This is a genomic window from Amycolatopsis sp., from assembly GCF_035546795.1.
Taxonomy (GTDB): Bacteria; Actinomycetota; Actinomycetes; order Mycobacteriales; family Pseudonocardiaceae; genus Amycolatopsis_E.
The window spans coordinates 15,025-33,776 of the sequence record NZ_DASZWC010000044.1 but is presented as its reverse complement, the minus strand read 5'-3'; the positions used below and the strand labels follow the sequence as shown (position 1 = coordinate 33,776).

General features: G+C 70.1%; 17 protein-coding genes. 2 read left to right on the top strand and 15 right to left on the bottom strand.

Annotated features, from left to right (window positions below; translation table 11 throughout):
* Positions 1-355: 355 nt before the first annotated feature.
* The 12 genes from tyrS to VHD82_RS24505 form a co-directional block, all read right to left on the bottom strand.
* On the bottom strand, positions 356-1,630 hold the full coding sequence (gene tyrS / locus VHD82_RS24560; protein ID WP_325708428.1) for a tyrosine--tRNA ligase: 1,275 nt from the start codon (positions 1,628-1,630) through the stop codon (positions 356-358).
* Positions 1,631-1,660: 30 nt separating this feature from the next.
* Complete coding sequence (locus VHD82_RS24555) at positions 1,661-2,278, bottom strand: DNA-3-methyladenine glycosylase (protein WP_325708425.1); 618 nt, start codon at positions 2,276-2,278, stop codon at positions 1,661-1,663.
* Positions 2,275-2,892 (bottom strand): VOC family protein, encoded by a 618-nt coding sequence (locus VHD82_RS24550; protein WP_325708422.1) that lies wholly within the window; start codon positions 2,890-2,892, stop codon positions 2,275-2,277. The genes VHD82_RS24555 and VHD82_RS24550 overlap by 4 nt, the downstream gene beginning before the upstream one ends.
* 4 nt (positions 2,893-2,896) lie before the next feature.
* A complete protein-coding gene (gene argH / locus VHD82_RS24545; protein WP_325708437.1) occupies positions 2,897-4,303 on the bottom strand; it encodes an argininosuccinate lyase in 1,407 nt (468 codons plus the stop codon).
* A gap of 24 nt (positions 4,304-4,327) precedes the next feature.
* Positions 4,328-5,527: an argininosuccinate synthase gene (locus tag VHD82_RS24540; protein ID WP_325708419.1), complete on the bottom strand. Its 1,200-nt coding sequence runs from the start codon at positions 5,525-5,527 to the stop codon at positions 4,328-4,330.
* A complete protein-coding gene (locus VHD82_RS24535; protein ID WP_325708416.1) occupies positions 5,520-6,038 on the bottom strand; it encodes an arginine repressor in 519 nt (172 codons plus the stop codon). The genes VHD82_RS24540 and VHD82_RS24535 overlap by 8 nt, the downstream gene beginning before the upstream one ends.
* The gene (argF, locus tag VHD82_RS24530; protein ID WP_325708413.1) at positions 6,035-6,961 is read right to left on the bottom strand and encodes an ornithine carbamoyltransferase; all 927 of its coding nucleotides are present in this window, start codon (positions 6,959-6,961) and stop codon (positions 6,035-6,037) included. The genes VHD82_RS24535 and argF overlap by 4 nt, the downstream gene beginning before the upstream one ends.
* Position 6,962: 1 nt before the next feature.
* On the bottom strand, positions 6,963-8,165 hold the full coding sequence (locus VHD82_RS24525) for an acetylornithine transaminase (RefSeq protein ID WP_325708410.1): 1,203 nt from the start codon (positions 8,163-8,165) through the stop codon (positions 6,963-6,965).
* Positions 8,162-9,082, bottom strand: a complete 921-nt coding sequence (argB, locus tag VHD82_RS24520) for an acetylglutamate kinase (RefSeq protein WP_325708407.1) — start codon at positions 9,080-9,082, stop codon at positions 8,162-8,164. The genes VHD82_RS24525 and argB overlap by 4 nt, the downstream gene beginning before the upstream one ends.
* Positions 9,079-10,239: a bifunctional glutamate N-acetyltransferase/amino-acid acetyltransferase ArgJ gene (argJ, locus tag VHD82_RS24515; protein ID WP_325708405.1), complete on the bottom strand. Its 1,161-nt coding sequence runs from the start codon at positions 10,237-10,239 to the stop codon at positions 9,079-9,081. Before argJ ends, argB begins: the two co-directional genes overlap by 4 nt.
* Positions 10,236-11,264, bottom strand: coding sequence for an N-acetyl-gamma-glutamyl-phosphate reductase (gene argC, locus VHD82_RS24510; RefSeq protein ID WP_325708402.1), 1,029 nt, complete (start codon positions 11,262-11,264; stop codon positions 10,236-10,238). The genes argJ and argC overlap by 4 nt, the downstream gene beginning before the upstream one ends.
* Before the next feature lie 207 nt (positions 11,265-11,471).
* Positions 11,472-11,960 (bottom strand): helix-turn-helix domain containing protein, encoded by a 489-nt coding sequence (locus VHD82_RS24505; protein ID WP_325708399.1) that lies wholly within the window; start codon positions 11,958-11,960, stop codon positions 11,472-11,474.
* A gap of 127 nt (positions 11,961-12,087) precedes the next feature.
* On the opposite strand from VHD82_RS24505, the gene VHD82_RS24500 reads away from it, so the two are divergent.
* Positions 12,088-12,672: a DUF4240 domain-containing protein gene (locus tag VHD82_RS24500; RefSeq protein ID WP_325708395.1), complete on the top strand. Its 585-nt coding sequence runs from the start codon at positions 12,088-12,090 to the stop codon at positions 12,670-12,672.
* An 8-nt stretch (positions 12,673-12,680) separates the two neighbouring features.
* Here the strand turns inward: VHD82_RS24500 and VHD82_RS24495 are convergent, their stop codons facing one another.
* The gene (locus tag VHD82_RS24495; protein ID WP_325708392.1) at positions 12,681-14,261 is read right to left on the bottom strand and encodes an alpha/beta hydrolase; all 1,581 of its coding nucleotides are present in this window, start codon (positions 14,259-14,261) and stop codon (positions 12,681-12,683) included.
* Positions 14,262-14,388: 127 nt separating this feature from the next.
* Here VHD82_RS24495 and VHD82_RS24490 point away from each other — a divergent pair, with 127 nt between their 5' ends.
* Positions 14,389-15,081 carry a DNA alkylation repair protein gene (locus VHD82_RS24490; RefSeq protein ID WP_325708389.1) on the top strand — a complete coding sequence of 231 codons (693 nt, stop codon included), beginning with the start codon at positions 14,389-14,391 and terminating at the stop codon, positions 15,079-15,081.
* A 50-nt stretch (positions 15,082-15,131) separates the two neighbouring features.
* Here VHD82_RS24490 and pheT read toward each other — a convergent pair whose 3' ends face one another.
* Both pheT and pheS read right to left on the bottom strand, forming a co-directional pair.
* Positions 15,132-17,654: a phenylalanine--tRNA ligase subunit beta gene (gene pheT, locus VHD82_RS24485; protein WP_325708386.1), complete on the bottom strand. Its 2,523-nt coding sequence runs from the start codon at positions 17,652-17,654 to the stop codon at positions 15,132-15,134.
* A complete protein-coding gene (gene pheS / locus VHD82_RS24480; RefSeq protein WP_325708383.1) occupies positions 17,654-18,721 on the bottom strand; it encodes a phenylalanine--tRNA ligase subunit alpha in 1,068 nt (355 codons plus the stop codon). The genes pheT and pheS overlap by 1 nt, the downstream gene beginning before the upstream one ends.
* Positions 18,722-18,752 lie beyond the last annotated feature (31 nt).

The window sequence follows — 18,752 nt, the reverse complement described above, 5'->3', positions numbered from 1 at the left end:
AACAAGTTCGACCGACTCGATCGCATTCTCAAAGAAACCCACAAAGGGTTCAAATAAGCTCTACTGGCTTAGTTCATCAAACACACTGTTGAGTTCTCAAACAACACGCGACACCGTCGCACTGAATCTTCAAAGCTTTTTTTGTTTGCCGGGCGAACCCTACCCCACCACAAATCCGAGGACTTCTTCGGGGGTTGTTGGACTTCGTCCGACCAGGACCACCCACTCTACCACAAGTTTGTGGGAGCTTGGTTCGTGGTTCCCGCGCCGCCCGGTCTCCCTGGCGACGAAGAGAAGATTACATGCCGTGGAGACCGGGCTGAACAGGGGGGTCGCTTAACTATAAAACACCAGGTCAGGACCGGAAAAGCACGCCGCCGGTGGTGCGCTTGCCGCGGCGGACCACGAGCCAGCGCCCGTGCAGGGTGTGCTCGACCCCGGGCCGCCACTCCTCGTCGGTGATCTTCACGTTGTTCACGTACGCGCCGCCCTCCTTGACCGCACGCCGGGCCGCCCCCTTGCTGTCCACCAGTCCCGGCGCCAGCAGCAGGTCGAGGATCGTGGGCCCGTCGGCGAGCCGGACCTCGGCATGGGGGACCTCACGCATCACCGCGTCCAGCGTCGGTTCGTCCAGCTCGGCCAGTTCGCCCCGCCCGAACAGCGCCTGGCTGGCGAGCGTGACCTGCTTCGTCTGCTCCGCGCCGTGCACCAGCGTGGTGAGCTCTTCGGCGAGTTTCCGTTGTGCCGCACGCAGTTGCGGCTTCTCCGCGGTCAGCTGCTCCAGCTCGGCTATCTCCGCCTTGTCGAGGAAGGTGAGCAGCTTCAGGTAGCCGATGACCTCGGCGTCGCCCACGTTCACGAAGTACTGGAACCAGGCGTACGGCGAGGTGAGCTCCGGATCGAGCCAGACGTTCCCGCCCCCGGTGGACTTGCCGAACTTGCGGCCCTCGGAGTCGGTGACCAGCGGCGTGGTGAGCGCGTGCACCACGTGCCCCTCGACCTTGCGGATGTAGTCCACCCCGCCGAGGATGTTGCCCCACTGGTCCGAGCCGCCGATCTGCAGGCTGGTGCCGTACAGCTGGTGCAGCCGCAGGTAGTCGTAGGACTGCAGGAGCAGGTAGCTGAACTCGGTGTAGGACATCCCGTCCGTGGCGAGCCGGCGTTTCACCGTCTCCCTGGCGAGCATGACGTTGACCGAGAAGTGCTTGCCGACGTCCCGGAGGAAGTCCAGCGCACTGACGTCCTTGAACCAGTTGAGGTTGTTCTCCACGATCGCGCCGGTCGGCGAATCGTCGAAGGTGACGAACTTCTCCAGCTGGACCCTGATCTTCTCCAGCCGCGCGGCGGTGACCTCGCGGCTGACCATCGACCGCTCGCCCACCTCCCGCGGGTCACCGATCTGGCCGGTGGCGCCACCGCCCAGCGCGATCGGGCGGTGCCCGGCGTTCTGGAACCGGGCCAGCGTGAGCAGCTGGACGAGATGGCCTGCGTGCAGGCTCTCGGCCGTCGGGTCGAAACCGCCATAGAGGGTGAGCGGACCGGCGTCCAGGTCCTTCCGCAGCGCGTCGAGATCGGTGGACTGCGCGATGAGCCCGCGCCAGGACAGCTCGTCGAGAATGTGTTCGCTCACCACTCGATACTCCCGCACCAGGTCAACCGACTATTGAGCGGGTCGGGCCCGTCCCCCGCGACGGTAGGCCGACACCGCCGCCGATCCGTCCACCCAGAAACGCCAGGGCGTGTCCATCGCCGCGGCGACTCCCACGCGCGGGCCGGAGCGCACTTCGGCGCGCGGAATCTCCTCCCCCGTCAGCAGGCGCACGGGCGAAGCCGGGTCCACCAGATCGACGCCGTTGTGTTCCGGGCCGATGCGCAGCGCCGACGTCAGCCGGGCAGGGCCCCGAGCCAGTTCGTGATCGCGCTTCGCGGCTTCGCGTCGGGCTCGGGCCAGTTCCGTACCGGAGGTCACCTCGGCCGCGCGGAGCAATACCGCGCCGGCCACACCATCCTCGCAGCCGACGACATTGGCGCAGAAATGCATCCCATAGACGAAATAGACGTAGAGATGCCCGGCCGGGCCCCACATCACCTCGTTGCGGCGGGTGGGGCCGCGGTAGGAATGCGAAGCCGGGTCGTCCGCGCCGCGGTACGCCTCGACCTCGACCAGCCGCGCCGCGACCGTGCCCTCGGGGCTGTCCACTTCGACGACCGCGCCGAGCAGGACGTAGGCCAGGTCCACCGGATCGACCGCCAGCTCCTCGCGTTTGAACAGCCTCACCGCAGCACCACGTCACCGGACGCCGTGCGCAGCACGGCCGAGAGCCTCGGCGCCGGCCCCGGCGTCACTTCGCACAGCTCGCCCAGGACACGCAGGCGTTCGGCGATCAGCTCGGGCTCGGGGTGCTCGGCCTGGAACGACGTCAGCGTCGCCCCCTGGACAAGGGAGCCGGCCGGATGCGGGGACTCGCGCCAGTCGATGAGGAACGGCACGATTCCGTCGCCGTCCGGCGGGAATGCCAGCTCCCACTCCAGCAGCACCCCGTCGGGCCGGCGCCGCGACATGGGCTGTGGATCGGACAGGCCGTACCCCGCGCTCGCGGCCGCCGCGACGGCGTCGGCGAGCCGGGGCACCCGCGCCGCCCAGGTGACCAGGCGAGCCGCGGGCAGCTCGTCGATCCCGAACGGACGCGGCCGCGGCGGATCCGGCTGCTCGCTGTCCGGCCCGACGACCTCGAGATACGTCGCGCCACCGAGGCCGGCCAGGAAGTTGCGGGTGCCGAGCCCCACGTGCGGGCCACCCGGGCTGAGCACGACATCGCGGTCGTCCAGCCACGCCACCGTGCCCTCCAGGTCCGGTGTCGCGTAAACCAGGTGATCGATGGCGGGGCTCACGGGATCACTGTGTACCCGAACTCGCCCATGCGCGGAAACCCTCGGCCCGCTCCACGAGGCGGCCGAGCTGCTCGGCCACCCTCGCCGGAGCGGTGCCACCACGGGCGTCGCGCGAAGCGACCGAACCCGCCACCGTGAGCACCTCGCGCACCTGCGGGGTCAGCGCCGGATGGATCTTCTGCAGCTCGTCGTCGGTCAGCTCCTCCAGGCCGACGCCGCGGGATTCGGCCACCCGCACGCACTCCCCCGCCGCCTCGTGCGCCACCCGGAACGGAATCCCTTGGCGCACAAGCCATTCCGCGATGTCGGTGGCGAGGGTGAACCCGGCGGGCGCCAGCTCGGCGAGCCGTCCGGTGTGGAAGGTGAGCGTGCCCAGCATCCCGGCGATCGCGGGGAACAGCAGCTCCAGCTGCTCCACCGAATCGAACACCGGCTCCTTGTCCTCCTGCAGATCCCGGTTGTACGCCAGCGGCATCGCCTTCAGCGTGGCCAGCAGGCCGGTCAGGTTGCCGATCAGCCTGCCGGACTTGCCCCTGGTCAGCTCGGCCACATCCGGGTTCTTCTTCTGCGGCATGATCGAGCTGCCGGTCGCCCACGCGTCGTCGAGGGTGACGTAGCCGAACTCCGCGGTGTTCCAGATGATCACCTCTTCGGCGATCCGGGACAGGTTCACCCCGAGCATCGCGAGCGCGAACGCGAACTCGGCGGCGAAGTCTCGCGAGGCGGTGCCGTCGATGGAGTTCTCCACGCTCGTGTCGAAGCCCAGCTCCGTGGCCACGGCCTCCGGATCGAGCCCGAGCGACGAACCGGCCAGCGCACCGGACCCGTACGGCGACTCGGCCGTGCGCTTGTCCCAGTCCCGCAAGCGGCTCACGTCGCGCAGCAGCGCGTGGGCGTGCGCCAGAAGGTGGTGCGCGAGCAGCACGGGCTGGGCGTGCTGCAGGTGCGTCCGGCCCGGCAACACCGCGTCCGGATGGGCTTTCGCCTGTGCCACAAGGGAATCCACCACAGCCAGGGTGCCGTGGGCCATCCGGCGGGCCGCGTCGCGCAGCCACATCCGGAACAGCGTGGCGACCTGGTCGTTGCGGGAGCGGCCGGCCCGGAGCTTGCCGCCCAGCTCGGCCCCGGCGCGTTCGATGAGCCCGCGCTCGAGTGCCGTGTGCACGTCCTCGTCCGCGAGCGTCGGGGTGAACGCGCCGGAGGCCACGTCCTCGGCGAGCCGGTCGAGCGCGCTCAGCATCCCGGCCAGCTCGTCCTCGGTGAGCAGCCCGGCACCGCGGAGCACGCGGGCGTGCGCCCGCGAACCCGCGATGTCGTAGGACGCCAGGCGCCAGTCGAAATGGGTCGAGGCGGACAGTTTCGCCATCGCCTCGGCCGGCCCGCTGGCGAACCTGCCACCCCACAATTGCATCGGCTGCTCGGCCACTGGTCTCTCTCAGCCCTTCTGGTCGCGCTTGGCGGCGATCTTGCTCGGCAGGCCCCAGAGCTGCACGAAGCCCTTGGCCAGGCTCTGGTCGAACGAGTCGCCCTCGTCGTAGGTGGCCAGGTTGAAGTCGTAAAGCGACTGCTCGCTGCGACGGCCGGTGACGACCGCGGTGCCGCCGTGCAGGCGCAGCCGGATCTCGCCGGTCACGTGCTCCTGGCTCTTGGCGATGAACGAGTCCAGCGCCTCCTTGAGCGGGGAGAACCACAGGCCGTCGTAGACCAGCTCGCCCCAGCGCTGCCCGACCTCGCGCTTGAACCGGGCGAGGTCCCGCTCCACGGTGACGTTCTCCAGCTCCTGGTGCGCGGTGATCAGCGCGATGGCGCCCGGCGCCTCGTACACCTCGCGGCTCTTGATGCCCACCAGCCTGTCCTCGACCATGTCCAGGCGGCCGACGCCGTGCGCGCCGGCCCGGCGGTTGAGCTCCTGGATGGCCTCCAGCATGGTGACCTGCTTGCCGTCGATGGCGACCGGCACGCCCTTCTCGAAGGTCAGCACCAGCTCGTCCGGCGTGCCGAAGTTCAGCGCCGGGTCCTCGGTGTAGGAGTAGACGTCCTTGGTCGGGGAGTTCCACAGATCCTCGAGGAAACCGGTTTCGACCGCGCGGCCCCACACGTTCTGGTCGATCGAGAACGGGGACTTCTTGGTCACGTCGATCGGGAGGTTGCGCTGCTCGGCGTAGGCGATCGCCTTCTCCCGGGTCCACGCGAAATCACGGACCGGCGCGATGACCTTCAGGTCCGGCACCAGCGCGCCGAGGCCGACCTCGAAGCGGACCTGGTCGTTGCCCTTGCCGGTGCAGCCGTGCGCGACCGTGGTGGCGTTGTGGTACTTCGCGGCCTCGGCCAGGTGCTTCACGATCACCGGGCGGGACAGCGCCGACACCAGCGGGTAGCGGTCCATGTAAAGGGAGTTGGCCTGCAGCGCCGGCAGGCAGTAGCCCTCGGCGAACTCGTCGCGGGCGTCGGCGACCACGGCCTCGACCGCGCCGCAGTCCAGCGCGCGCTGCCGGATCGTCTCCAGATCTTCGCCACCCTGACCGAGGTCGACCGCGACGGCGATCACCTCGGCCCCGGTCTCCTCGGCGATCCAGCCGATCCCCACCGAGGTGTCCAGCCCGCCCGAGTACGCGAGCACGACCCGTTCAGTCATTGCCGTTTTCTCCGTTTCCGTCACTGTCCAAAGTCGACGACCGCCGCGCCAGCGCGGTGAAGCGGTCGGCCAGGTCCCGGCCGGTCAGCGGCTCCCTGGCGATCACCGCGACCGTGTCGTCGCCGGCGATCGAGCCGACGACCTCCTCCAGCGCCGCCCGGTCGATCGCGCTGGCGAGGAACTGCGCCGCGCCGGGTGGCGTGCGCAGCACCGTGAGGTTGCCCGAGGCGTCCACCGACACCATCAGCTCCGCGAGCAGCCTGGTCAACCTGGTGGTGCCACCCTGCACCCCGCGCACCGGGCTGCCGTCCTCCGGGATGACGTAGACCGGTGCCCCGGAGTCCGCGCCCCGCAGCTTCACCGCGCCGAGCTCGTCCAGGTCTCGCGACAACGTAGCCTGCGTGACCTCGACGCCCTCGGCCGCCAGCAGCTTGGCCAGTTCGGTCTGGCTGCGGACGGCCATCGTGGACACCAGTTCGGTGATCCTGGCCTGGCGGGCCGCGCGACTCATCGTCGTTCGTTCAGCAACCACACCAACAACGCCTTCTGTGCGTGCAGCCGGTTTTCCGCCTCGTCCCACACCGCGCTGGCCGGCCCGTCGATCACCTCGTCGGTGATCTCCCAGCCGCGGTGCGCCGGCAGGCAGTGCAGGACGATGGCGTCCGGCGCGGCGCGGCCGAGCAGCTCGGTGTTGATCTGCAGCTTCTTGAACGGCGTGATCCTGTCCAGGCCGTCGTTCTCCTGGCCCATCGACGTCCACGTGTCCGTCACGAGCACGTCGGTGCCATCGACGGCCTCGTTCGCGTCCGTGTACACCGCGACGCTGCCGCCCGTCTCGGCCGCCCGCCCCTTCGCCGCCTGCGTGACGTCCGCGAGCGGCTGGAACCCTTCCGGCGACACGACCCGGACGTTCAGCCCGGCCGTGGTGCCGCCGAGCATCAGCGAATGCGCCATGTTGTTGGCGCCGTCACCGAGGTAGGTCAGGGTCAGCCCGGCGAGCTTTCCCTTGCGTTCGCGGATGGTCTGCAGATCCGCCAGCACCTGGCACGGGTGGAACTCGTCGGTCAGCGCGTTGACCACCGGCACCGTGGCGGCCGACGCCATCGCGTTGAGCCGCTGCTGGGCGAAGGTCCGCCACACCACCGCGTCGACATAGCGCGACAGCACGCGCGCGGTGTCCTCGATCGTTTCCTCGCGGCCGAGCTGCATCGAGCGGCCGTCCACGATGATCGGATGGCCGCCGAGCTGGGCGATGCCGACCTCGAACGAGAGCCGGGTGCGGGTGGAGTTCTTCTCGAACAGCACGGCCACCGACTTCGGCCCGGCGAGCGCGTTGTTGCCGAGCGGGTCCTTCTTCAGTTCGGCGGCAAGGTCCAGGACGGCGAGCTGCTCGTCGGGCGTCAGATCGTCGTCACGGAGGAAATGGCGTGGCATGTCAGTCCTTCGGGGAGGTGGCGTGATCGAGCGCGCCAGGCAGCGCGGCGAGGAAACCCTCGGCCTGATCGTGGTCCAGGATCAGCGGCGGCGCGAGGCGGATCGCGTCCGGTGCGACGGGATTCACCAGATATCCGGCCTGTTGCAACGCCTTCGCCACCGCGGGCGAGACCTGCTCGCGCAACGCGATGCCGATCAGCAGCCCGGCGCCGCGCACACCGGCGACCAGCGGATGGCCCAGCTGCTCCACTCCGGCCGCGATGTCCTTGCCCAGCGCCGAAACGTGGTCGAGCAGATTGTCCCGGGCAATGGTCCGGACCACTGCGAGCCCGGCCGCGCAGCACACCGGGTTGCCGCCGAACGTCGTGCCGTGGTGGCCGGGCCGGAGCAGGTCCGCGTACTCGCCGACGGCGATGGTGGCCCCCAGCGGAAGCCCGCCGCCAAGGCCCTTGGCCAGGGTGAACACGTCCGGGGTGATCCCGGCGCGCTGGAATGCGAACCACACCCCGGTGCGGGCGACACCGGTCTGCACCTCGTCGAGGATCAGCAGGGCGCCGGCGTTCTTGGTGATCTCGCGTGCCGCCTGCAGGTAGCCGTCCGGCGCCGGGATGACCCCGCCCTCGCCCAGGATCGGCTCCAGCACGACCGCCGCCGTCTCGTCGTCCACCACCGCGCGCAGCGCGTCCACGTCACCGAACGGGATGTGCACGACGCCGGGCATCACCGGCTCGAACGGCGTCCGCTTCGACGGCTGGCCGGTGAGCGCGAGCGAACCCATCGTGCGGCCGTGGAACGCGCCCTCGCAGGCGACGATCTTGGTGCGGCCGGTCAGCCTGCTGATCTTGATCGCGGCCTCGTTGGCCTCGGCGCCGGAGTTGCTGAACAGCACCTTCGCGTTGCCCGACAGGCCCGCGATGTCCAGCAGGGTCTCGGCGAACTCGACCGCGACCGGGTTGATGTAGAGGTTGGAGATGTGGCCCATGTTCGCGACCTGCTCGCTCACCGCGCGCACCACCTCGGGGTGCGCGTGCCCGAGTGCGTTGACCGCGATGCCGCCGAGCAGGTCGACGTAGACCTTGCCGTCGGCGTCCCAGAGCTCGGCGCCGGAACCGCGGACCAGCGTCAGCTCGGGGGTGCCGTAGTTGTTCATCAGGGCGGACCGCCAGTGCTGCTGTCCATCCACATTGGACGTTACCTGGTTCATGCCGGCTCCTCTTCTGGCAGGACCATCGTGCCGATCCCGCGGGAGGTGAACACTTCGAGCAGGACGGAATGCGCGATGCGGCCGTCGATCACGTGCGCGCCGCGGACCCCGCCGCGCACCGCGCGCACGCAGGCCTCCATCTTCGGGATCATGCCGCTGGCGAGCGTGGGCAGCAGCTGCTCGAGCCGGTCGACCCGGACCCGGTCGACCAGCGACGAGCGGTCGGGCCAGTTGGCGTAAAGCCCCTCGACATCGGTCAGCACCACGAGCTTCTCCGCGCCCAGCGCGGCGGCGAGCGCGCCCGCGGCGGTGTCCGCGTTCACGTTGTGCACCACACCGTCGGCGTCCGGGGCGACGGTGGAGACCACCGGGATGCGGCCGGCGTTGACGATGTCGAGCACCGCGTCGGGGTTGACCGAGGCGACCTCGCCGACCAGGCCGACGTCGACCGCCTCACCGTTCACCGTGGCGTGCTTGCGCTCGGCGAGGAACAGCTTCGCGTCCTCGCCGGAGATGCCGACGGCGTACGGGCCGTGCGCGTTGATCAGGCCGACCAGCTCGCGGCTGACCTGTCCGACCAGGACCATCCGCACGATGTCCATCGTCTCCGGGGTGGTCACCCGCAGACCGCCTTTGAACTCGCCTTCGAGCCCCACTCGCTTGAGCATCGCGGTGATCTGCGGGCCGCCGCCGTGCACGACGACCGGGTGCAGCCCGGCCAGCCGCAGGAACATCATGTCCTGCGCGAAGGCCTGCTTCAGCTCGTCGTCGATCATGGCGTTGCCGCCGTACTTGATCACCACGGTCGCGCCGTGGAACCTCTGCAGCCAGGGCAGGGCTTCGATCAGGACGCCGGCCTTTTCGGCGGCGGTGGCGAGCCGCTCGTCAGCGGGCACGAGGGCTTCGGAAGGGCTCATGACGAGTACGCGCTGTTCTCTTCGACGTACCCGTGGGACAGGTCCGTGGTGTAGATCGTGGCCGTGCTGGTACCGATGCCGAGATCGATCACGAGCTCGATGGCGCGCCCGCTCAGGTCGGCCTCGGACCTGTCGGCCGCCGTGGTGCCGTGGGCGAACAGGGTGACGCCGTTGATCGTGATCGACAGCGTGGCCGGATCCACCTCCGCCTGCGCGCGGCCGACCGCCATCGCGACGCGGCCCCAGTTCGGATCCGAGCCGAACAACGCGGTCTTGACCAGGTTGTCCTCGGCGACGGTGCGGCCGACGTTGATGGCGTCCTGCTCACTGGCCGCGCCCCGCACGACGACGTCGACGTCCTTGGTCGCGCCCTCGGAATCGGCGCGGAGCTGGTAGACGAGGTCGAGGCTGACCGCGGTCAGCAGCTCGGTGAAGTCGTCCAGCCCCGGCGCGACCCCGCTGGCACCGGACGACAGCAGCAGCACCGTGTCGTTGGTGGAGGTGCCACCGTCGACGTCGAGCCTGTCGAAGGTGACCCGGGTGGCGGCGCGCAAAGCCGCGTCGAGCGCGTCGCCCTCCAGGAGGGCGTCGGTGGTGATCACCGACAGCATGGTGGCGAGGTTGGGGGCGAGCATGCCCGCGCCCTTCGCGAAACCGCCGATGCTCCAGCCCGCGGCGTGGGATTTCCAGCTCTGCTTGGGTTTCGTGTCGGTCGTCATGATCGCGGTCGCGGCGTTGAGGGCGGCTTCCGACGTGCTGTCCAGCACTTTGGCCGCGATGTCCACTCCGGACAGCACGGCCTCCATCGGCAGCCGTTCACCGATGAGACCGGTGGAGCAGACGGCGACCTCGATGGCGCCGGTCTCGAAGACCTCGCCGACCTTCTCGGCGGTGGCGTGGGTGTCCTGGAAACCGCCGGGGCCGGTGGCCGCGTTCGCACCACCGGAGTTCAGCACGACCGCGCGCAACTTGCGGTGCCGCAACACTTCCTGCGACCACAGCACCGGCGCGGCCTTGACCGCGTTGCGGGTGAACACGCCCGCCGCGGCCAGTTCGGGGCCGTCGTTGACCACCAGGGCCAGGTCGAGGGCGCCGGAAGCCTTGATCCCGGCCGCCACGCCGGCGGCACGGAATCCCTTCGGTCCGGTGACGGTCACGGGGCGACTCCTACGGTCGAAAGTCCGGTGGTCTCGGGCAGGCCGAGCGCGAGGTTCATGGACTGGATCGCGCCCCCCGCGGTGCCCTTGGTCAGGTTGTCGATCGACGCGATCACGATCAGCCGTCCGGCGTCGGCGTCCACCGCGACCTGCAGCTGGACGTTGTTCGAGCCCAGCGTGGCCGCGGTGGAGGGCCAGGAGCCCTCGGGCAGCAACTGCACGAAAGGCTCTGCGCCGTAAGCCTTTTCGTAGACCGCGCGCACGGCCGCGACGTCCACATCGGACACCAGTGGCGCGCTCGCGGTGGTCAGGATCCCACGCGGCATCGGGGCGAGCACCGGCGTGAAGGACACCGTCACCCGCTCCCCCGCGACCGCGCCGAGGTTCTGCGCGAACTCGGGCGTGTGCCGGTGCGCACCGCCGACCCCGTACGCGCTGGCCGAGCCCATCACCTCCGAACCGAGCAGATGCGGCTTCAGGCTTTTGCCCGCCCCCGAGGTGCCGGTCACCGAAACGATGGAGACCTCGGGCTTGACCAGCCCGGCGCCCAAGGCAGGCGCCAGCGCGAGCGAGCCCCCGGTCGGGAAGCAGCCCGGCACGGCGATCCGCTTGGTACCGGCCAGCTTCTCCCGCGCGCCGGGCAGCTCGGGCAGACCGTAGGGCCAGGTGCCCGCGTGCTCCCCGCTGTACCAGCGCTGCCAGTCGGCAGGGTCGGTCAGCCGGTGGTCCGCGCCGAGATCGACGACCAGGACGTCCGGACCGAGCTGCGCCGCGACCGCGCCCGAGTGCCCGTGCGGCAGCGCGAGGAACACGACGTCGTGCCCGGCGAGGGTTTCCGCGGTGGTCTCGCGCAGCACCCGGTCGGCCAGCGGCGCCAGGTGTGGCTGATGCTGACCCAGCGGGGTGCCCGCGCTGCTGGCGGCGGTGAGCGCGCCGATTTCCACCTCGGGGTGCGACAGCAGCAGGCGGAGGACCTCCCCGCCGGCATAGCCGCTCGCCCCGGCGACCGCGACCTTCATCGTCATACGCATGATTATGCATGGTGACGCAAGTTCAATCAATCGGGAGTGGGCGGGCTCATGCCCGCGACTTCGGCCTGCGCAAACGCTCGCGGCCTGAGCTGCCCTCGCGAGAAGGGTACGTCCCAGGCGCGGCGGGCGCGCGGTGCGGTAGTGCCGGGGTGGGCGCTTCCGGACAACGCCGAACAGCGCACACCCCGGCCGGTCACGGCATCACACGTGCGCCTCCTCTTCCGCGGCGCCACGTTGGCTCGGCGGCTCCGGCAGGTACTCCCCCGGCCGCTCGGGATCGCAGCCCACGCGCGGGAGCCGAGCACGGATCCCGCCCGGGGTGCGCTCGAAATGCTGGGCGATCTCCGCCACCGGATCACCGGCTATCCACCGGCGCTCGAGCTCCGCGTCGAGCTGCGGCGTCCACGGTCGGCCCTGCGCGGCCGGGCGATCCCGTGTTCTTCGACCACCCGAAGCGCTCACCGCCGCGTGATGTCGCAACGTCTCCGACAGCACGGTGCCCAGCGACTCGGCCGCGGTCGAGGCGACCTCGATCTGCCCGTCGGCCACGGACTCGCCCTGGACGCCCGCGCCGCCGACGCTCACGATCATCCGGTCGGGCCGGTCACCGCCAGGCAGCGCGGTGACCTCGATGGAAAAGATGTTCTCGCCTGCCCGGACCTTGGTCCGGTGCTCTTCGATGATGTTCATGCCGGGCACGCTAGCGGCACCCACCGACAATTTTCGTCACCGAGGGCGCCCGGGCGACCGCGCACCGAAATTGTCGGTACCCCGTCCTACCGTGTTCCCAACGCCGTCACGAGGGACTGGGGGTCCGGTGAAGGAACGACATCTGTGGCGTCTGATAGCCACCGCACACACGCGAGCCATCGTGGAAACGCTGGCCGGGGTTCGCGGGCTGCTCGGCCGAAAAGCCGCGCCGGAAGTGATCCGCTTCCACCGGGCGCTGGTCCAGGCGCACCGACGGGCCTACCGCTGGGATCTGTGGGCGGCCTTCGAAACGGCGCTCGGAGGCTGCGACACCGAGCAGTTCCTGGACGCGATCAGCTGGCTGATCCTGCGCGGCGAGCGCACGTTCCGCCGGGTGCTCGCCGATCCCGACGAGCTGGCCAGGCTGCCGTTCCAGCTCGCGGAGCTCTCCGTCGCGGCCGGGCTCCTGCGTGCGGCGCCCGAACGGTTGCTGCCGCCGCACGGCCCGGAGGAGGACATGCGGGTGTTCGAGGAGGCGATCAGCCAGGTGTTCGAGGAGGCGATCAGCCAGGTGCTCGGCGTGGTCGATCCACCGGGGCCCCCGCCGGGCGAGCCGCTGCAACGGGACCGGGAGTCGTTGCGGCTGCGCTATCCCCGGCTCGTCGCGCGGCACGGCCTCGCCGCTCCGGAACCGTCACCGGAGCGGCGATGACCGCACGCTCAGGGGCGCGTGAGCGCCTGCCGCAACTCCGACGGCACCTTCGCCGCACCGGTGCCGGACTTCGCGGCGGCCGCACCGGCCGGCACCGGGTCCGGCAGTGGCGCGCAGGTGGTGTCCGGGCCGTTGCCCGGTTTGCGCGCGGGCAGCTTGCCCGTCGCGAGGTAGTCCGCCACCTGATCGTCCACACAGGAATCACCGGAGAGCGAGTCGGCGTGCGTGGTGCCACCGGGTTCACTGATCAGGCTGGAGTGCGGGTACCGCTTGCGCACCTCCAGGCTGCCCGCGAACGGGGTCGCGGCGTCCAGTTCCTCGTCGATCAGCAGTGCGCTCGTCACGTGCGTGCCGTCGATGCGCACCGGCTTGCCCGGCTTCGCGGGCCAGAACAGGCACGGTGCGTTGTACCAGGCGTTGCCCCAGGTTTCGAAGGGCGCGCGCAGGTAGGTGGCCCAGTTGTCGGTCTTCCACCGCTGCCAGCTCGGCGGCCATTGCGTGTCGCTGCACTGCACGGCGTTGTAGACGGCGAAGCCGTTGTCGTCGCCGGGGGTGTCGGTGTCGTCGTAAAGCGCTTTCAGGGTCTGCCAGTCACCGTTGTGCACCCAGCCACTGAACGCCTTGGCCATGTCCTCCCAGCCGAACCGGTAGTAGCCGGCCTGCAGGAAGATGTCGCTCCACTCGTCGGGGCCGATCACCCCGCCGGCGGGCTGCGCCGAGAGCTTCTTCTGCTCGGAGTACCAGAGCTGCTCGACGGCATCGCCCGAAGTGCCGAGGTGGTAGACGTCGTCGTACTTGGCGACCCAGTCGAAGTAGATCTTGATGTTGCGGTCGAACGCCACGTCCTGGTCCAGGTTCGCCCGGTACCAGACCTTGCGCGGGTCCACGTTGCTGTCGAGCACCATCCGCCGCACCCGCTGCGGGTAGAGCGTGGAGTACACCTGCCCGAGGTAGGTGCCGTACGAGAAGCCGTAGTAGTTGATCTGTTGCTGACCGAGCGCCTTGCGCAGGGATTCCATGTCCTTGGCGACATCGGTGGTCTTCATGTGTTCCAGCAGCGCACCGTTCTTCGCGCAGGCGGTGGCGTAGGCCTTCGAGGAGGCGAGCCAGGTCTGTTCGAGCTGCGGCGTCGTCGGTACGTAGTTCGGCCGGTTGTAGCCGAAGTAGTTCGGGTCGCAGGAGAGCGCCGGTTTGCTGGAACCGACGCCGCGTGGGTCGAAGCCGATCCAGTCATAGGAATCGCCGGCATGGTTGGGCACGTACCTGCCCAGCACCGAAAGGCCCAGCCCGGAGCCGCCCGGACCGCCCGGGTTCACCAGCATCACGCCCTGCGACTGGGCGGTGGTGTGCTGCACGCGGGACACCGCGAGCGAGACCTTCGCACCGCCGGGGTCGCCGTAGTCCATCGGCACGTCGAGGAACCCGCACTGGGCGCCGGCCTTCTGCAGGCTCGCCGAAGAGCAGGCGCCCCAGGCGATCGGGGCCGGCTGGAAATCGGGCACGGCGGGGGCGGCGCCCGCGGACGGCACCGCCACCAGACAGCCGGCCAGCACCCCGGCCGTCGCGATCGCGGAGAAGAGTTTGTTCACGTTGGTCCTTTTCGTCGACATTTCCGTCCGGTCGGGGCGGAAGCGAGCAACGGTTCGCAACAACCTCTCGTATCGCGGCGGTTTTCGCCATCCGACTTTCGTCTGCTCTTCCCGTTAGGCTCGCGAGATGGACAATGTGGACGATTTCGTGCGCGCGGTGCGGACGGGGCTGGCATCGGCCGCGGAGCCGGCCAAGGCGCCCGGAATGCGCCGCTACATGAAGTCCGAGATGCCGTTCCACGGCGTGCCGAAACCGGCCCGGGAGAGGCTCACCCGCCGGCTGTTCGCCGACTTTCCCTTGCCGGACAAGGAGTCTTTCGTCGCCGCGGCACGAAAGCTGTGGCGGGAGGCGGGCTTCCGCGAGGAACGGTACGTCGCGATCGATCTGACCGGCCACCGGCTTTATCGGCGCTGGCAGGAGAGTTCGCTGCTTTCGCTCTACGAAGAGATGATCGTGACTGGAGCCTGGTGGGACTACGTGGACGAAGTGGCCATCCGCCGCGTCGGGCCGTTGCTACGGGCCGAACCGGAGATCCTGGAGCCGCAGATGCGGCGCTGGGCAGTGGACGAGGATCACTGGCGGCGGCGCACGGCAATCATCTGCCAAATCGGCGCGAAGGACGACATCGACCCCGGCCTGCTGACGTTCGCGATCGAAGCCAGTATCGGCGAACAGGATTTCTTCCTGCGCAAGGGAATCGGCTGGGCGCTACGGCAGCACGCGCGATCCGATCCGGCCTGGGTGCGGCGGTTCGTCGACGACCACCCTGGGCTCTCGCCAATGTCGGTGCGGGAGGCGCTCAAACACGTCGCGCGGTGAACGAGTTCTGCCGCGCCGTTCGCTGGGAACGGCGCGGCAGAAGGGAAAACTCAGCCGCGGAGCGCGGCGCCGAATCTCGAGGCGGCCTCGGCGACGGCCTCGTCGCGGGCCTTGGTGGCCTCTTCGACCGTGAGCGTGCGGTCCGGCGCGCGGAACCGCAGCTTGTAGGCCAGCGAACGCTTGCCCTCGCCCACCTGGTCACCGGTGTAGGCATCGAACAGGCCCACGTTCTCCAGGAGCTCGCCACCGCCCGCGATGATCGCCTCGGCCAGGTCCGCGGCCGGCACCTTGGCGTCCACCACCAGCGCGACGTCCAGCAGCACGGGCGGGTACGGCGACACGGCCGGAGCCGGGCGCCGGTCCGGCAGCGGGATCGCGTCGAGATCCAGCTCCATCGCGACGGTGCGCTTGGGCAGGCCGAGCGCCTCCACCACCTTCGGGTGCAGTTCGCCGGCATGCCCCACCGGCCAGTCGCCGACGAGCAGCTCGGCGCAGCGGCCGGGGTGCCACGGCGGCAGATCGGCTGCGCGCACGCGCAGCTCCACACCGGCGGCGGCGCCCACCGTACGGGCTGCCTGCACGGCGTCGGCCCAGCTTGCCTGACTGCCCTGCCCCCACCAGCCGGAGCGTTCGCGCTCACCGGCCAGCACCACGGCGACGTGCTGCGGCTGCGGGGGCACGGCGGCCTCGAGTACGGCCAGCTCCTCGTCACCGGGCCGGTGGTCGGCACCCAGCTCCGGCACCGGCAGCGGATCCGAGCCGGGCAGCACCACCTGTCCGATGTGGAACAGCGCGACGTCCTTGAAACCACGGGAAACGTTGCGCTGCAAGGTGTCCAGCAAACCGGGCAGCAGCGAGCTCGCCATCTGGTCCTTGTCCGCCTCCAGCGGGTTCCGCACCCGGACCGTGCGGCGGCGGACATCGTCCCCGGCCAGGCCGAAAGCGTCCCACGTGGTGGCCGACATGAACGGGAAGGGCAGCACCTCCACGTACCCGGCCTCGGCCAGCGCGCGGGAAACCGTACGGCGGCGGCGCTGGTGCTCGGTCAGCCCGGTGCCGGGCGGGGCGGGCGGCAGCGTGGACGGGATGCTGTCGTACCCCTCCAGCCGCAGCACCTCCTCCACCAGGTCCGCCGGCTGGAGCAGGTCGCCCCGCCAGCTCGGCGGGACGGCGGTGACCAGCGCGGCGCCCTCGTCGGAGGTGCCCACGGTGATCTTGCAGCCGATCTGGCCGAGCCGCCGCACGGTGACGCCGCGCTCGTAGCGCACGCCCGCGATCCGGTCCGGCAGGTCGATCGGCATGGTGACCGGCACGGTCGGCTCGACATGCCCGACATCGGTACGACCGGGTTGGATGCTGCCGTCGCCGTAGCGGCGCAACAGCCGGGCGGCCAGTTCGACCGCGGCCGGGCACAACTGCGGGTCGGTGAAGCGCTCGAACCGCTTGGCCGCCTCGGAGAACAGCTTGTGCCGGCGCGCGGTGCGGCTGATCGACGCCGGGTCCCAGTGCGCCGCTTCCAGCAGCACGTCGGTGCTCTCGGTGCTGATCTCGGTGCTGGCGCCGCCCATCGTGCCCGCCAGCGAGATGACCCCGCTGTCGTCGGCGATCACCATGTCGTCCGGGTCCAGCGTGCGCTCGACATCGTCCAAAGTGGACAGCTTCTCGCCCGGCTTCGCCCGCCGGACGACGAGATCGCCCTTCACCGACGAGGTGTCGAAGGCGTGCAGCGGATGCCCCAGCTCCAGCATCACGTAGTTGGTGACGTCCACGGCCAGCGAGATGGACCGGATCCCGGCCAGCAGCAGCCTGCGCCGCATCCACCACGGGGTGGGCGCGCCCGCGTCGAGCCCGGTGACCCGGCGCAGGACGAAGCGGGAGCAGCCGTCCTCGTCCTCGATGTGCACCGGCCAGGCCTCGCCCTCGGGCTCGGGCAGCTCCAGCGAAGCCGGATCGCCGAAGGGCACGTCCAGCGCGCACGCCAGCTCCCGGGCCAGGCCACGGACCGAGAGCGCATAGCCGCGGTCCGGGGTCGGGGTCAGCTCGAGCACGGTGTCGTCCAGGCCGAGCACCTCGCGCGCGTCGTCACCCGGGGAGGCGGTGGCCGGCGGCAGCACGAGGATGCCGGTGTGGTCGTCGCCGAGGCCGAGTTCGCGGGCGGAGCAGATCATGCCGTCGCTGACGCGGCCGTAGGTCTTCCGCTGCGCGATGGCGAACCCACCGGGCAGCTCGCTGCCCGGCAGCGCCACGACCACCAGGTCGCCCTCGGCGAAGTTGGTGGCACCGCAGACGATGCCGCGGGTCTTGATGCCGTGCGGGCCTTCGTCCTCTTCGGACTCCTCGTCGGCGGTGACCTCTTCACCGGTTTCGACGCGGCAGTAGCGGATCGGCTTCTTGAACTCGGTCAGGTCTTCGATCTCGGCCACGCGCCCGACCACGACGGGGCCGGTCACCGCGCCGAGCCGGTGCACGTCGTCGACCTCGATGCCGATGCGGACGAAGGCGTCGGCCAGCTCCTGCGGTCCGACCTCGCCGGCGTCGAGATGCTCGGTGAGCCAGCTTACCGGGACTCGCACTATGCCTCCGTTCCGAAGGGAAGGGTGAACCGCACGTCGCCCTCGACCATGTCGCGCATGTCCGGGATGCCGTTGCGGAACTGCAGGGTCCGTTCCAGGCCCATGCCGAACGCGAAGCCCGAGTACACCTCGGGATCCACGCCGCAGGCGCGCAGCACGTTGGGATTGACCATGCCGCAGCCGCCCCACTCGACCCAGCCGGCGCCGCCCTTCTTCTCCTCGAACCAGACGTCGACCTCGGCCGAGGGTTCGGTGAAGGGGAAGAAGTGCGGGCGCAGCCGCGTCTTGGACTTCTCGCCGAACATGGCGCGGGCGAAGGCGTCGAGCGTGCCCTTGAGGTGGGCCATGGTGACGCCCTTGTCCACCGCCAGGCCCTCGACCTGGGAGAACACGGGGGTGTGCGTGGCATCCAGCTCGTCGGTGCGGTAGGTACGCCCGGGACACACGACGTACACCGGCAGATCCCGGTGCAGCAGGGTGCGGGCCTGCACCGGCGAGGTGTGCGTGCGCAGCACGAGGCCGGAGCCGGGCTCGCCGACGTAGAACGTGTCCTGCATCTGGCGGGCCGGGTGGTCCTTGCCGAAGTTCAGCGCGTCGAAGTTGAACCATTCGGCTTCGAGCTCGGGGCCTTCGGCGACCTCCCAGCCCATCGACACGAACACGTCGGCCACCCGCTCGCTGAGCGTGGTGATCGGGTGCCGGGCGCCGCGGGGCACGCGGTCCCACGGGAGCGTGACGTCGACGGCTTCTTCGCGCAGCACGTGCTCGTCGCGCTCGGCCTGCAGCGCGGCACGGCGGGAGTCGAAGGCGCCCTGGATCGCCTGGCGCGCTTCGTTGACCCGCTTGCCGGCGTCGGCCTTCTCCTGCTTGGGCAGCGCCCCGATGGCCCGGCGGGCCAGCAGCAACGGCGAGTGGTCACCGAGGTGGGCCGGCTTGACCGCGGCCAGCGCGTCGAGGTCCTTCGCCTGCTCGAACTCCGTCTCGGCGCTCTTGACGGCGGCCTGCAGAGTTTCCGGCGTGAGTGCTTCGGCCGGCTTCGGGTCCTGCTTGTCGTTGGCTCCGGACATAACTCCTCAGCGTCCGCTGGAACGGTCCGCG